Origin of the sequence: Streptomyces sp. NPDC059003 (assembly GCF_042740445.1) — a bacterium.
GTDB lineage: Bacteria > Actinomycetota > Actinomycetes > Streptomycetales > Streptomycetaceae > Streptomyces.
This window is the reverse complement of the sequence record NZ_JBHYJH010000042.1, coordinates 19612-32714: the sequence shown is the minus strand read 5'-3', so window position 1 is coordinate 32714 and position 13103 is coordinate 19612. Positions and strand designations below refer to the sequence as shown.

The following is a 13103-nucleotide window of genomic DNA, read 5'->3' as shown; positions in this document are numbered from 1 at the left end:
GCGGGGGCGAGGTCTTCGGGACGGTCCATGAGGATCCTTCTGCTGGGTCCGGGCCTCCTGGCCCGGGGTGTCGGTGAGTCAGGCCGCGCGGTCGAGCAGGTGGTGCACGAGCGCGATCAAGGCCTGGCCCGAGGACCGCCGGTCGCGGGCGTCGCAGTAGACGACGGGGGTGTCCGGGAGCAGGTCGAGCGCCTCGCGCACCTCGTCCTCGGCGTAGGTCGTGGCCGGGTCGAAGCAGTTGACGGCGATGGCGTACTCGAGTCCGTACCCCTCGATGAGGTCGATGACGGGGAAGGTCTCCTCGAGGCGGCCGGGGTCGACCAGGAGGAGCGCGCCGAGGGCGCCGCGGGCCATGTCCTCCCACAACTGCATGAAGCGCTGCTGGCCCGGCGTGCCGAACAGATAGAGGACGAGTTCCTCGCCGAGCGTCAGACGGCCGAAGTCCAGGGCCACGGTGGTGGTGGACTTGTCCGCCACGCCGCGCAGGTCGTCCACGTGCAGCGAGGCCTGCGTCATCTTCTCCTCGGTGCGCAGCGGCGTGATCTCCGAGAGGGACCCGATGAAGGTCGTCTTGCCCACGGCGAAGTGCCCGACGACGAGGATCTTGGCGGCGTTGGTCACCGCGCTCGAGACGTAGATGGAGCCGCCCGTCGTCGTGGCGCCGCCCGCCGCCTCAGCCGATGAGGGATTGGAGTCCATGCAGAACCTTCTCCAGGATCGCTCTGTCAACGTTCTGAGCCCGTGGCGGCTCCGTGCGGCGCAGCAGGTGTCCCTGCTCGAATAAGTCCGTGAGCAGCAGCCGGGCCACTCCCACCGGCAGACCCACGTGCCCGGCCACCTCGGCCACCGACAGGTAGCCCCCGGCGCACAGGCTCCAGATCGCCCTGACCTCGGGGCTCGACCCCAGCGGAAGGGTCCGCCCGTCCGCCAGGGTGACCAGCGTGTGCAGCGCCAGGTCGTCCGCGGCCGGCAGGCTCCGGCCGCCGGTGATGACGTAGGAGCGGACGAAGTCGCTGGTGACGGAGGCTTCCTCACCGGGCGTGATCATGCGCCGGCACCGTGGGCGCCGCTGTCACCGTGGTCCGAGCGCGGCGCCACACTCATCGCCTTGCTCAGGGCGGCCACCGTCTTCTGCATCCGGAACGACAACGCCTCCATGTCGACGTCGAGCGCGGCCGACACGGCCAGATAGGCGCCCTGGCCCGCGGCGATGAGGAAGATCCAGCCGCCGTCGTACTCCAGGAGCGTCTGCTTCCAGATGCCGTGCCCCGCGCCGACGAAACCGGCGACGGCGCGGCTCAGGGACTGCATGGAGCTCATCGCGGCGGCGTTGGTCTCCGCGTCGTCCCGCCCGATGCCGTCGGAACGCTGCAGCAGCAGGCCGTCACCCGAGACGAGGATCGCATGGCGGGCCCCGCGCACCTCGAGCACGTCGTTCAGCACCCACGACAGGTCGGTCTTCACTGGTGGTCAGTTCCTTCCGTGGTGTTCGAGGTCCGCCCGAGCTGTGTTCCGCGTGCGAAGGCGCCGATGCGCGACGCCGTCACTTCGCTGGTCGATTCGGATGCCTGCTCGCCGGCGGCCGCGGGGGCGTCGGGCGTCGGCACGACGGCGATGGGGCCCTGGCGCCGTCGGCGCTTGGGCAGGCCGCCCGACGTGGTGCCCACCACGTGTGCGGGGCCGACGGGGACGGGGGCCAGGCGCTGGGGGGCGGGCTCCTGGGCGGCCGCGTCCTGTTCGCCGGTGGCCGCGGGCGCCGGGCCCTCGGCCGCAAGGAGGCTCTCCGGTACGCGGATCACCGCACGCACGCCGCCGTAGGGGGACACCGAGCCGACGGAGACGGCGAAGCCGTAGCGCGCGGCGAGCATGCCGCACACGGCGAACCCGAACCGGGGCGGGTCGCCGAGCCCGGTGATGTCGACACTGCCGTCGCCCGCGAGCAGGACGGCCGCCCGGTCCTTGGTCTCCTGGTCCATGCCGAGCCCGGCGTCGTCCACGATGAAGCACGCGCCCGTGGGCACGGCCTGGATGTTGACCTCGACCGGCGTGCTGGGCGCGCTGTAGTTGGTCGCGTTGTCCAGGAGCTCGGCCAGGACGACCGCGACCGGCTCGACCGCCTTGCTGGTGATGGAGACGTTGATCTGGGAGTGGACACTGACCCGGTTGAAGTCCTTGATCCGGCCCTGGGCGCTGCGGGCGACGTCGTAGACGGTGGCGACGCCGTCGCGCCGCCCCAGCCAGCCGCCGCACAGGACGGAGATGCCCTTGGCGCGGCGGCCCAGCTGGCTGCCGGTGTGGTCGACGGACATCAGGTCGGCAAGGACCTCCGTGTCGTCACCGTATTTCTTCAGGAGGCCGTCGAGGAGGAGCTGCTGCTCCTCGGAGAGGGACTGCAGGGTGCCCATGGCGGACTTCAGGACCGCCGTGGTCGCCGACTTGGCGTCCGCGCGCACCTCGGCGACGTCCTGCTGATGCTGCGCGGTCTGGGCGGCCATCTGGCCGTGTACGTGGGCGAGTTGGCCGCGCGCGCCGCCCAGCTCGGCCTCCAGGTCTTTCCGTGCCGTGCGCAGCGCCATATTGGTTCTTCGTGCCCGCATCACCGCGGCCACCGCACCGAAAAGCACCACGAGCAGGACCCACAGGAGTGGATCCTGGATCAATGACGTCATGAGACTCTCTTCAAGTCGCATCGCGAGGGGAGTGTGGGGAGCTCACCGGCCCGGGTGGAGGCACTCATGCCTCGAACGCCCGCGGACCTACTGGTGGACCAAAGATGCACTCCTTAGCGATGGAGCCTTGGAGACTGTCCCCCGTTTGCGTTGATGACACGCCGTCAGCCTGCCGCAAAGTTACGATGATCTTACCAGGCGCACATGTCCCGCGGGTTGGCGTCGGCACGTATGTGCGGACCGTCACGAGACCCTCACACGGATGTTCCCGCTTCAGCGGTGCGACTTCAGCGGTACGACGCCAGCGACTTCGGCCGTGCGACTTCAGCGGTACGACGTCGGCAGTCGAGGGGCGTGCGGGGATCCGCGCTACGCGGGCGCCCCGGACCGGCCCGTCCAGGCGAGCAGTTCGTCGGCGCTCCAGGTGGTGACGGTGCGTTCGGGCGGCACCCCGCACTCCTCGGCGCGGGCGCAGCCGATGAGCTGCCAGTCGAGCTGGCCGGGCGCGTGGGCGTCGGTGTCGATGGCGAACAGTACGCCCGCCTCGACCGCGCGGCGCAGCAGCCGTTTCGGCGGGTCCTTGCGCTCGGGGCGGCTGTTGATCTCCACGGCGGTGCCGGACTCGGCGCAGGCGGCGAAGACCGCGTCGGCGTCGAAGGCGGACTCGGGCCTGCCGGGCGACCCGGTCCCGCCGCGCCCGGTGACGAGGCGGCCGGTGCAGTGGCCCAGGATGTCGGCGTGCGGATTGCGGACCGCCTTCACCATGCGGCGCGTCATGGCGGGCGCGTCCATCCGCAGCTTGGAGTGGACGGAGACGACCACGACATCGAGCCGGGCGAGGAGTTCGGGCTCCTGGTCGAGGCCGCCGTCCGGCAGGATGTCGCACTCGATGCCGGTGAGCAGCCTGAACGGGGCCCAGGCCGCGTTGAGTTCGGCCACCACGCGCAGCTGTGCGCGCAGCCGGTCGGGGGACAGGCCGCGGGCGATGGTCAGGCGCGGCGAGTGGTCGGTGAGCACGGCCCACTCGTGGCCGAGCGCGGCGGCGGCCCTGCCCATCTCCTCGATGCTGCTGCCGCCGTCGGACCAGTCGGAGTGCACATGGCAGTCGCCGCGCAGCAGGGAGCGCAGCCGGGCGCCGCCGGACACCAGCGGCTGCCGCGACTGCTCCTCCAAGTCGGCGAGGTAGCCGGGCAGTTCACCGCCCACGGCCTCGCGCACCACCCGGCCCGTCTTGGGACCGATGCCCTTGACGGCCTCCAGGGTGCCCGCCCGCACGCGCTCGGCGAGCTCCGCCGCGGGCAGGGCGGCGACGGCCGCCGCGGCGGTGCGGAAGGCCCGCACCCGGTAGGTGGGCGCCTGCGCGCGTTCGAGCAGGAAGGCGATGCGGTTCAGCGCGTCGACGGGGTCCATCGGTGCCATCACCGCCACCTCCCGGCCGGTGCCATCACCGTCACCGCCCGGCCCGGAGCGGCGTCACGCGCCGTGCCACACCATGGTGGCGTTGCAGAACTCCTTGATGCCGTGGCCGGACAGCTCACGGCCGTACCCGGAGCGCTTGACCCCGCCGAAGGGGAACGCCGGATGCGACGCGGTCATGCCGTTGAAGTAGACGCCGCCCGCCTGCAGATCGCGTACGCACCGCTCCTGCTCGGCCGGGTCGGCGGTCCAGACGTTGGAACTCAGGCCGAACGGCGTGTCGTTGGCGAGCGCGAGTGCCTCCTCCAGGTCCGCCACCCGGTACACGGTGGCGACGGGGCCGAAGGTCTCCTCGCGGTGGACGCGCATCTCGGGGGTGATGCCGGTCAGGACGGTCGGCTCGTAGTAGCAGCCCCGCTCCAGGCCCTTGGGCCGCTGTCCGCCGCAGACGGCGGTGGCGCCGCGGCGTACGGCGTCGTCGACGAGCTCCTCCAGGTCGTCGCGGCCCTGCGCGCTGGAGAGCGGACCCACGTCGGTGCCCTCGTCCATCGGGTCGCCGACGGTCAGGTCCCGCATGCCCGCGGCGAACCGCTCGACGAAGGCGTCGTACACCTCGCCGTGCACGATGAACCGCTTGGCGGCGATGCAGGACTGCCCCGCGTTCTGCACCCGCGCGGTGACGGCGGTGCGCGCGGCCGCGGTCACGTCGGCCGACGGAAGGACCACGAACGGGTCGCTGCCGCCCAGTTCGAGGACGGTCTTCTTGATCTCGTCGCCCGCGACCGCGGCGACCGCGCGGCCCGCGCCCTCGCTGCCGGTGAGCGTGGCGGCCGCGACCCGCGGGTCCCGCAGGATGTCCTCGACGGCGCCGGAGCCCACGAGCAGCGTCTGGAAGCAGCCCTCGTCGAAGCCCGCGCGCCGGAACAGGTCGGCCAGGTACAGGGCGGTCTGCGGCACGTTCGACGCGTGCTTGAGCAGCCCGACGTTGCCCGCCATCAGGGCGGGCGCGGCGAACCGCACGACCTGCCAGAGCGGGAAGTTCCACGGCATCACGGCGAGGACCACGCCGAGCGGGCGGTAGCGGACGAAGGCGCGGGCCGCGCCGGAGTCGCGTACGTCGTCTTCGTCGGGGTGCTCGTCGCCGAGCAGCGCTTCTGCGTGCTCGGCGTACCAGCGCATGGCCTTGGCGCACTTGGCGGCCTCCGCGCGGGCGGCCGCGAGGGGTTTGCCCATCTCCGTGGTGATGGTGCGCGCGATGTCGGGCGTGTCCTCGTCGAGGAGGTCGGCCGCGCGGCGCAGCAGGGCGGCGCGCTCGGCGAAGGAGGTGGTGCGGTAGCGGTCGAAGGCCGCCGCGGCCCGTGCGAGCCGCTCCTCGATCTCGTCGGTGCCGAGCGGCTCGAAGGTCCGCTCGGTCTCGCCGGTCGCCGGGTTCACCGTCGCGATAGGCATGCGCCCGCCTCCTTGTAGGCCTGCACCGACCCTGTCGCGCCGTCGGCCGCGGCGCAACGCGGGACGGCCGCGTACCCCGGCGGGCGCGGGCCCACACCGCCGCGCGCCCGGACGGCGGCGCGGCGGCCCGATGGCCCGACCGGGTGAACGCGGGTTCCCGGCCGGGGCGTCGTCGGGAGCGGCCTGCTGGTCAGGAACCGTCGGCCTGGTCAGGGGCCGTCGGCCTGGTCAGGGGCGGCCGGTCGGTCAGGGGCGGCTGGTCAGATAGCCGCCCATGGAGGTGAAGTAGTCCGTCGCGGCCAGCTCGCGGCCGTCCTCGGTCCGTACGCGCGTGATGGCAAGGCCGTGGTTGCGGCCGGTGCGGGCGTCGGCTCCGGCGACGATCACCACGCCCTCGCCCTCGCGGTAGAAGATGCGGCCGGGAGTGCCGCCGTACCGGCCCTCGGACACGACCGCCGCGAGGACTTCGAGGCGCTTGCCCTTGTGGAAGGTGTAGGCGCTCGGGTAGGGCTCGGACTGGGCGCGGACCAGGCGCTCCAGGTCCGCGGCGGGCCAGGTCCAGTCGATGCGGGTGTCCTCGTCGGACCGCTTGTGGAAGAAGCTCGCCTGCGACCGGTCCTGCGGGGTGAACTCCGTCTCGCCGGCGGCGATGCGGCCGAGCGCGGCGACGGTGACCGGGGCGATGAGGTCGACGGTCTTGTGGAAGAGGTCGGTCGCGGTGTCCGTCGGGCCGATCGGGACCGCCTCCTGCCCGACGATGTCACCGGCGTCGAGCTCGTCGTTCATCATGTGCGCGGTGACGCCGACTTCGGACTCGCCGTTGATCATGGCCCAGATGATGGGGGAGAAGCCCGCGTACTTCGGCAGCAGCGAGTCGTGGATGTTCAGCGTGCCGTGCGGGGGCAGGTTGAAGATGCGCGGGGGGATCCAGGTCCGCCAGTTGTTGGCGACGATGATGTCCGGGGCGGCGTCCTTGAGCCGCTGGAACAGCTCCTCGTCGTCGGGGCGGTTGCGGAGGAGGACGGGGATGCCGTGCTCCTCGGCGAGGTCGGCGACCGAGTCGCTCCAGATCTTCTCGTAGGCGTGGTCGCTCTTGGGGTGGGTCACCACAAGCACGACGTCGTGCTCGGAATCCAGAAGGGCCTGAAGGGTGCGGTGCCCCCAGGTCTGATAGCCGAACATGACGACCCGCATGGGGTTCCTCCTCAGGGACAGGGATTGACCAACGCCAGTAAAGCAAGCCTTACCTTAGTTTTCAATGTGCGCCTGAGGTGCGGAAATTGGCGGGCACGGGCGAGAGGTCATCCGATTTGTCCTGTCGACACTTGCGCGCGTTTAGCTTAGGCTCACCTAAACTCCAAGGCGTGCCGTTCCGTGAGCGCGCCCGCCCGCAGGGCCCATGCGTCCCTAGTGGATCAAAGGGATAACGTACTTCGACATGAGCACGACTGCAGTTGAGCGCCCCGCGCCCGCGGTGGCGACGGCCCGTCGGCGGCGGGTCGTGGGTCTGGGCACGCTCGTGGTGATCCTCGTGGTCACGGCGGCGGTGTCGTTGGCCGTCGGGGCGCGTGCGCTGACCCCCGCCGAGGTGTGGCACGGACTGTTCGCGGCTCCGGAGTCCGACCAGCGGCTCAACGAGATCCGGCTCATCGTGGAGACCGTGCGGGTGCCGCGGACGGTGCTCGCGATCGTGGCGGGCATCGCCCTGGGGGTCGGCGGAGCGCTGATCCAGGGGTACACGCGCAACCCGATCGCCGACACGGGCCTGCTCGGCGTGAACGCCGGCGCCTCGTTCGCGGTGGTGTCGGTGATCGCCGTGTTCGGGCTCTCCAATCCGTTCCAGTACGTCTGGTTCGCCTTCGTCGGCGCGGCCGTTGCCGGTGTCGTCGTGTTCGGGCTCGCGAGCATCGGCCGGGGCGCGGGCAATCCGTTGACCCTCGCCCTCGCCGGGCAGGGAATGACGGTGTTCCTCGCGGCGATGACCACGGCGGTCGCGCTGTCGGACCAGAAGTCGCTGAACGCGCTGCGGTTCTGGAACGCGGGCTCGGTGGCGGGCGTCAAGTTCGACGTCATCTGGCCGATCACCGCGTTCGTCGCCATCGGCCTCGTCCTCGCGGCGATCACGCTGCCCACCCTCAACCTGCTCAACCTGGGCGACGACGTGGCGCGCGGGCTCGGCGTGAACATCGCGCTGAGCCGCACCCTCGGCATCGCCGCCATCACCCTGCTCGCGGGCGCGGCGACGGCGGCGTGCGGCCCCATCGCGTTCCTCGGGCTCATGGTGGCCCACATCGCACGTCATCTGACGGGCCCGGACTACCGCTGGCTCGTGCCGTACGCGGGTCTGCTCGGGGCCGTCGTCCTGCTGGTCTGCGACATCGTGGGGCGACTGGTGGTGCGGCCGGGCGAGTTGGACGCGGGGGTCGTCGTCGCGCTCCTCGGCGCCCCGTTCTTCGCGGTTCTGGTGTGGCGCGGAAAGTTCAAGAGCGCATGAACCAAGAGCGCATGAGCGGGAGCGGGGCGGGAGCACGCATGAGCGGAGGCGAGGCGGCGGCGCCCATGAGCGGCAGCGGTACGGAAGTGAAGGCGGTGCTGACGCCGGGCATACGGCTCGGCGGCATGTCGTTCGTGTGGCGGCCCTGGATCGCGTTCGTCACGCTGGTCCTCACGGCCGCGACCTTCCTGGTGTTCTGTCTGTCCATCAGCATCGGGGACTTCCCCATCGGCCTGTCCCAGGTGATCGCCACCCTCTTCGGCCGGGGCGAGCAGGTCGACGAGTTCATCATCATGGACCTGCGCATGCCGCGCGCCCTGGCCGGCCTCGTCGTGGGGATCGCCCTCGGCGTCTCCGGCGCGATCACGCAGTCCGTCGCGCGCAATCCGCTGGCCAGCCCGGACATCCTGGGGATCACCGGCGGCGCCAGCGTGGTCGCGGTGTTCCTGGTGACGGTGTCGGGCGGGGCGACCGCGGCGGTCGTCAGCTCGGTCGGCCTGTCCGCGGCGGCGCTCGCCGGCGGTCTCGGCACGGGCCTCCTGGTGTACCTCCTGGCGTGGCGGCGCGGGATCGACGGCTTCCGGCTCATCCTCATCGGCATCTCGGTGAGCGCCGTGATGGAGGCGCTCACGACCTGGCTGCTCGTCACGGCCGACATCAAGGACGTGGCCAAGGCCCAGGCATGGCTGGTCGGTTCGCTGGACGACCGGTCGTGGGACGAGGTGTGGATCGCGTTCTGGTGCGCGCTCGTCCTGCTCGTCGTCGTGTCGTGCGTCGCGTTCCAGTTCAAGCCCCTGCACTTCGGCGACGAGGTCGCCGCGGGCCTCGGCGTCCGCTACCAGGCGGTGCGGGCGGTCCTGTTGCTGTGCGCGGTGCTGCTGGCCGCCGTCGCGGTGAGCGCGGCGGGCCCGGTGCCGTTCGTCGCCCTGGTGGCGCCGCAGGTGGCGATGCGCCTCGCGCGCTGCCCCACGCCGCCGCTCGCGGCCTCCGCCATGACGGGCGCGCTGCTCCTGATCGGCTCGGACCTCGTCGCGCGCACGGCGCTTCCCATCACCCTGCCGGTCGGCGTGGTCACCGCCGCGATCGGCGGCCCCTTCCTCATCTATCTCCTGGTACGGGCGAACCTCAAGTAGCTGATACAAAAAGAGCTGGTACAAAGGTGAGGCAAACCTAAATAAATGAGGGGGGCTTGTGGTCGCTCAGTACATCACCGAGATCGAGTCCGGGGTCGATGACACCTCGCGACTGACTGCCAACGGCGTCACCGTCGGGTACGGCGCCCGGACCGTCATCGACGATCTCGACGTGGCGATACCGCCCGGAGTGATCACCACGATCATCGGCCCCAACGGCTGCGGGAAGTCGACCCTCCTGCGCACTCTGTCGCGGCTGCTCAAGCCGACCAAGGGCTCGGTCGTCCTGGACGGCGAGGACATCGACAAGCTCAAGACCAAGGACGTGGCGAAGAAGATGGGCCTGCTGCCGCAGGCGCCCGTCGCGCCGGAGGGCCTGACGGTGTCCGACCTGGTCGCCAGGGGCCGCCATCCGCACCAGAGCTGGCTGCGGCAGTGGTCGTCCGACGACGCCGCCGTCGTGGCGCGCGCCCTCGCCATGACCGGCGTTTCCGACCTGGCCGACCGGCCCGTCGACTCGCTGTCCGGCGGCCAGCGCCAGCGCGTCTGGATCTCGATGACCCTGGCCCAGGGCACCGATCTGCTGCTCCTGGACGAGCCGACCACCTATCTGGACCTGGCGCACGCGGTCGACGTGCTCGACCTGGTGGACGACCTGCACGAGTCGGGGTGCGCCGTGGTCATGGTCCTGCACGACCTCAACCTCGCCACGCGCTACAGCGACAACCTCGTCGTGATGAAGGAGGGGGCGATCCTCGCGCAGGGGCACCCGCGTGATGTGATCACCTCCGAGCTGCTGTACGAGGCATTCGGGCTGCGCGCCAAGGTGATTGACGACCCGGTGGGCGACCGGCCGCTCATCGTGCCGATCGGCCGGACGCACGTACACGCCGACTGACGTCCGCGCGGCCGGGCCTGCCCGGTTCCCGACTGGTGTTCGGTAAAGACTAGTTGGCGATTAGGCTAGGCTAACCTCACTTTTGCAGGATAAGGTTTGGCTGCCCTCAGACGGGGCCCACCGGTCGGCGTGAAAGCAAGGGATCTCGGATGCACCTCCATCGAACGACGCTCGTGAGGCCCTGGCGGCGCCTCGCGGTGGTTCTGTCCGCCGCGACGCTCGGTGTCGGACTCCTCGCGGGATGCGGTTCGGACAAGGACGACAAGGCGGACGCGGGGAGCGACAACAACGCCCCGGCCGCCGCGGGCAAGTTCCCGGTCACCGTGGAGCACGCGTTCGGATCGACGAAGGTGTCCAAGGCCCCCCAGCGGGTCGTCACCGTCGGCTACACCGACGACCAGGCCGTCCTCGCGTTCGGCGTCAAGCCGGTCGGCATGACCGACCAGTATCCGAACCCGGCGGGCAAGAAGCCCGACATCAACACCCAGTGGCCGTGGGTGAAGGACAAGTGGGGCGACACCCGCCCCGAAGTCATCATGAAGAACGGCGACTCGGGCCCCAACTACGAGAAGATCGCCGCCCTCCGGCCCGACCTGATCATCGCGGTGTACTCCGAGATCGACAAGGCCGCCTACGACAAGCTCTCCAAGATCGCCCCGACGGTGGCCCGCACCAAGGGCGAGAAGGAGCCGTTCAGCGCTCCGTGGCAGGACAACGCGCTGCACATCGGCAAGGCCCTCGGCCAGGCCGACAAGGCCGAGAAGCTCGTGAAGGGCATTCAGACCAAGCTCGACACGGCCAAGAAGGACCACCCGGCGTTCGGCAAGGACACCGCCGTCGCGCTGTCCTGGTACAAGGACTCCGTCGCGCCGTTCACCTCCACCGACGTGCGCGGACGCCTGGTGACGGGCATCGGCTTCAAGTACCAGACCAAGATTGACAAGGTCGCCGGCGGCAAGTTCTTCACCGTCCTGTCGCCCGAGCGCATCGACCTGGTCAACACCGACCGCATCTTCGTCATCAACGACAAGGCCGACACGGACGCGCTGAAGAAGTCCGAGCTGTTCAAGAACCTGGACGCCGTGAAGAAGAACAAGGTGTCGTACCTGCTCGACAGCGAGGGCCCGGCCGTCGGCGCGGCCATGTCGCAGGGCACCCTGCTGTCCCTGCCGTACGCGATCGACGAACTCGTCAAGTCGGTCGACTAGGTGTGAGCACCACCGGAACGAGGGCCGCCGCCCCGGCGACCCTGCGCACGGCGACCGGACGCGAGGCCACCCGATGGGTCGCGGCGCACTGCCGCGAAGTGCCCTGGCTGACGGTCGCCACCGTGCTCACCACGGTGGCCGGGGCGGCGCTCCAGGTGCTCCCCGTGCTGCTGCTCGGCCGGGTCGTCGACGGCGTGGTCGAGGGCGAGCCGCGCTCGATGCTGCTCAGGATCGGCGTGCTGATGGTGGCCGCCGCGCTGCTCGGCGCGGTGGCCACCGCGGCGTCGACCTATCTGATCGGGCGCCTGGGCGCGGATCTGCTCGCGACGCTGCGGGAAGGCGCCGTCCGCGCGGTCCTCGGCATGCCGAGCGCACGGATCGAGCAGGTCGGCCGCGGGGACGTCCTGTCCCGGGTCGGCGACGACGTGGCCGTCCTGTCCAAGGGCATCCGCATGGCCATCCCCACGGTGTTCTCGGCCGGCGTGCTCGTCTTCATCGCCACGGCCGGCATGTTCGGGCTCGACTGGCGGCTCGGCCTCGCGGGCGCCGGCGCGCTGCCCGCGTACGCGCTCGCCCTGCGCTGGTACCTGCCCCGGTCCGCCCCGCTCTACCGCAAGCAGCGGGTGGCCCAGGCCGACCGCGCGCAGGCGCTGATCAGCGGCCTGAACGGCATCGACACGGTCCGGGCGTACCGCCTCGAGGACTCCTTCCGCGAGAAGGTCACCGACGAGTCGTGGCGGGTGCGCAACTACGGCATCGACGTGTTCCGGTTCTTCGGCCGGTTCGTCGGCCGGGAGAACCGCGCCGAGTTCATCGGCCTGGTCCTCATCATCGTGGTGGGGTACGCCCTGTTGGAGGCCGACGCCGCGAGCCTCGGCCAGGTGTCGGCGGCCCCGCTGATGTTCCACCGCCTGTTCACGCCGCTGGGCGCCATCATGTTCACCTTCGACGAGGCGCAGAAGTCGGGCGCGAGCCTGACCCGGCTCGTCGGAGTCATCGGGGAGCCCGCCGAGGAGCGCCTCGTGGGCGACCAGGCGGTCGCGTCGGCGGACGCCGCGGTGGCGTACCCGGTGACGGTGCGGGGGCTGACGTTCAGCTACCCCGACACCGACGAGCCGGTCCTGCGGGACGTCGACCTGACGATCCCCGCGGGCGGTTCGCTCGCCCTGGTGGGGGCGACGGGCGCGGGCAAGTCGACCCTGGCCGCGCTGATCGCCGGCATCGGGACCCCGCAGGCCGGGTCGGTGCGCATCGGACCGACCGACCTCGCAGGTCTTGACGAGGCCGGGGCGCGTGCCCTGGTGAGCATCCTGACGCAGGAGACCCATGTGTTCTCCGGTCCGCTCGCCGACGACCTGCGCCTCGCCGCGCCGCGGGCGAGTGACGCCGAGCTGATGGACGCGCTCCGCACGGTCGGCGCCGACCGGTGGGTCGACGCGCTGCCCGACGGCCTCGACACCATGGTGGGCGAGGGCGGCGAGCGCCTGGACGTCACCAAGGTCGCCCATATCGCCCTGGCCCGCCTGGTGCTCGGCCGGACGCCGGTGGTGGTGCTCGACGAGTCGACCGCGGAGGCGGGCAGCGAGGGCGCGGCCGACCTGGAGCGGGCCGTGCTCGCCGCGTGCGCGGGCCGGACCACGCTGTTCGTGGCGCACCGCCTCACCCAGGCGATGGCGGCGGACCGGATCGCCGTCCTGGACGCGGGGCGCGTCGTGGAACAGGGGACGCACGACGAACTCGTGGCCCTGGGCGGCCGGTACGCGCGACTGTGGCGGGCGTGGCGAGAAGGTAGTTAGGTAAGCCTTGGTAGGGGTTGGGCCCACTGTCGGTCCTCGG

Annotated in this window: 12 protein-coding genes; 5 read left to right on the top strand and 7 right to left on the bottom strand. The window is 71.1% G+C overall.

Going from position 1 to position 13103, the window contains the following annotated elements; genetic code table 11:
• Nucleotides 1-78: 78 nt before the first annotated feature.
• The 7 genes from ACFWZ5_RS17385 to ACFWZ5_RS17355 form a co-directional block, all read right to left on the bottom strand.
• Nucleotides 79-699 (bottom strand): ATP/GTP-binding protein, encoded by a 621-nt coding sequence (locus tag ACFWZ5_RS17385; RefSeq protein WP_384792681.1) that lies wholly within the window; start codon nucleotides 697-699, stop codon nucleotides 79-81.
• Nucleotides 674-1048, bottom strand: coding sequence for a DUF742 domain-containing protein (locus ACFWZ5_RS17380; protein WP_384792679.1), 375 nt, complete (start codon nucleotides 1046-1048; stop codon nucleotides 674-676). Before ACFWZ5_RS17380 ends, ACFWZ5_RS17385 begins: the two co-directional genes overlap by 26 nt.
• Nucleotides 1045-1464, bottom strand: coding sequence for a roadblock/LC7 domain-containing protein (locus tag ACFWZ5_RS17375; protein ID WP_384792676.1), 420 nt, complete (start codon nucleotides 1462-1464; stop codon nucleotides 1045-1047). Before ACFWZ5_RS17375 ends, ACFWZ5_RS17380 begins: the two co-directional genes overlap by 4 nt.
• Nucleotides 1461-2669: an ATP-binding protein gene (locus ACFWZ5_RS17370; RefSeq protein WP_384792673.1), complete on the bottom strand. Its 1209-nt coding sequence runs from the start codon at nucleotides 2667-2669 to the stop codon at nucleotides 1461-1463. Before ACFWZ5_RS17370 ends, ACFWZ5_RS17375 begins: the two co-directional genes overlap by 4 nt.
• A 369-nt stretch (nucleotides 2670-3038) precedes the next feature.
• Nucleotides 3039-4079 carry a PHP domain-containing protein gene (locus tag ACFWZ5_RS17365; protein WP_384792710.1) on the bottom strand — a complete coding sequence of 347 codons (1041 nt, stop codon included), beginning with the start codon at nucleotides 4077-4079 and terminating at the stop codon, nucleotides 3039-3041.
• 63 nt (nucleotides 4080-4142) lie between these two features.
• Entirely contained in the window at nucleotides 4143-5534 is a 1392-nt protein-coding gene (locus tag ACFWZ5_RS17360) for an NADP-dependent succinic semialdehyde dehydrogenase (RefSeq protein ID WP_384792670.1), read from the bottom strand.
• 246 nt (nucleotides 5535-5780) lie between these two features.
• A complete protein-coding gene (locus ACFWZ5_RS17355) occupies nucleotides 5781-6728 on the bottom strand; it encodes a methionyl-tRNA formyltransferase (RefSeq protein ID WP_384792667.1) in 948 nt (315 codons plus the stop codon).
• A gap of 244 nt (nucleotides 6729-6972) precedes the next feature.
• Between ACFWZ5_RS17355 and ACFWZ5_RS17350 the strand changes: the two genes are divergently transcribed.
• The 5 genes from ACFWZ5_RS17350 to ACFWZ5_RS17330 all read left to right on the top strand — a co-directional run bounded on the left by ACFWZ5_RS17350 (nucleotide 6973) and on the right by ACFWZ5_RS17330 (nucleotide 13063).
• A complete protein-coding gene (locus tag ACFWZ5_RS17350) occupies nucleotides 6973-8028 on the top strand; it encodes a FecCD family ABC transporter permease (RefSeq protein ID WP_384792664.1) in 1056 nt (351 codons plus the stop codon).
• A 65-nt stretch (nucleotides 8029-8093) separates the two neighbouring features.
• Complete coding sequence (locus ACFWZ5_RS17345) at nucleotides 8094-9161, top strand: FecCD family ABC transporter permease (RefSeq protein ID WP_384792707.1); 1068 nt, start codon at nucleotides 8094-8096, stop codon at nucleotides 9159-9161.
• 58 nt (nucleotides 9162-9219) lie between these two features.
• Entirely contained in the window at nucleotides 9220-10059 is an 840-nt protein-coding gene (locus ACFWZ5_RS17340) for an ABC transporter ATP-binding protein (protein ID WP_384792661.1), read from the top strand.
• A gap of 149 nt (nucleotides 10060-10208) precedes the next feature.
• On the top strand, nucleotides 10209-11267 hold the full coding sequence (locus ACFWZ5_RS17335; RefSeq protein WP_384792658.1) for an iron-siderophore ABC transporter substrate-binding protein: 1059 nt from the start codon (nucleotides 10209-10211) through the stop codon (nucleotides 11265-11267).
• Nucleotides 11268-11269: 2 nt separating this feature from the next.
• Nucleotides 11270-13063 (top strand): ABC transporter ATP-binding protein, encoded by a 1794-nt coding sequence (locus ACFWZ5_RS17330; RefSeq protein WP_384792655.1) that lies wholly within the window; start codon nucleotides 11270-11272, stop codon nucleotides 13061-13063.
• Nucleotides 13064-13103: the final 40 nt, after the last annotated feature.

Coding starts and splice junctions, on each gene's coding strand:
- ACFWZ5_RS17355 (WP_384792667.1), bottom strand. CDS start 6,728: ATGCGGGTCGTCATGTTCGGCTATCAGACCTGGGGGCACCGCACCCTT.
- ACFWZ5_RS17345 (WP_384792707.1), top strand. CDS start 8,094: ATGAGCGGCAGCGGTACGGAAGTGAAGGCGGTGCTGACGCCGGGCATA.
- ACFWZ5_RS17370 (WP_384792673.1), bottom strand. CDS start 2,669: ATGACGTCATTGATCCAGGATCCACTCCTGTGGGTCCTGCTCGTGGTG.
- ACFWZ5_RS17360 (WP_384792670.1), bottom strand. CDS start 5,534: ATGCCTATCGCGACGGTGAACCCGGCGACCGGCGAGACCGAGCGGACC.
- ACFWZ5_RS17350 (WP_384792664.1), top strand. CDS start 6,973: ATGAGCACGACTGCAGTTGAGCGCCCCGCGCCCGCGGTGGCGACGGCC.
- ACFWZ5_RS17365 (WP_384792710.1), bottom strand. CDS start 4,079: ATGGACCCCGTCGACGCGCTGAACCGCATCGCCTTCCTGCTCGAACGC.
- ACFWZ5_RS17335 (WP_384792658.1), top strand. CDS start 10,209: ATGCACCTCCATCGAACGACGCTCGTGAGGCCCTGGCGGCGCCTCGCG.
- ACFWZ5_RS17380 (WP_384792679.1), bottom strand. CDS start 1,048: ATGATCACGCCCGGTGAGGAAGCCTCCGTCACCAGCGACTTCGTCCGC.
- ACFWZ5_RS17385 (WP_384792681.1), bottom strand. CDS start 699: ATGGACTCCAATCCCTCATCGGCTGAGGCGGCGGGCGGCGCCACGACG.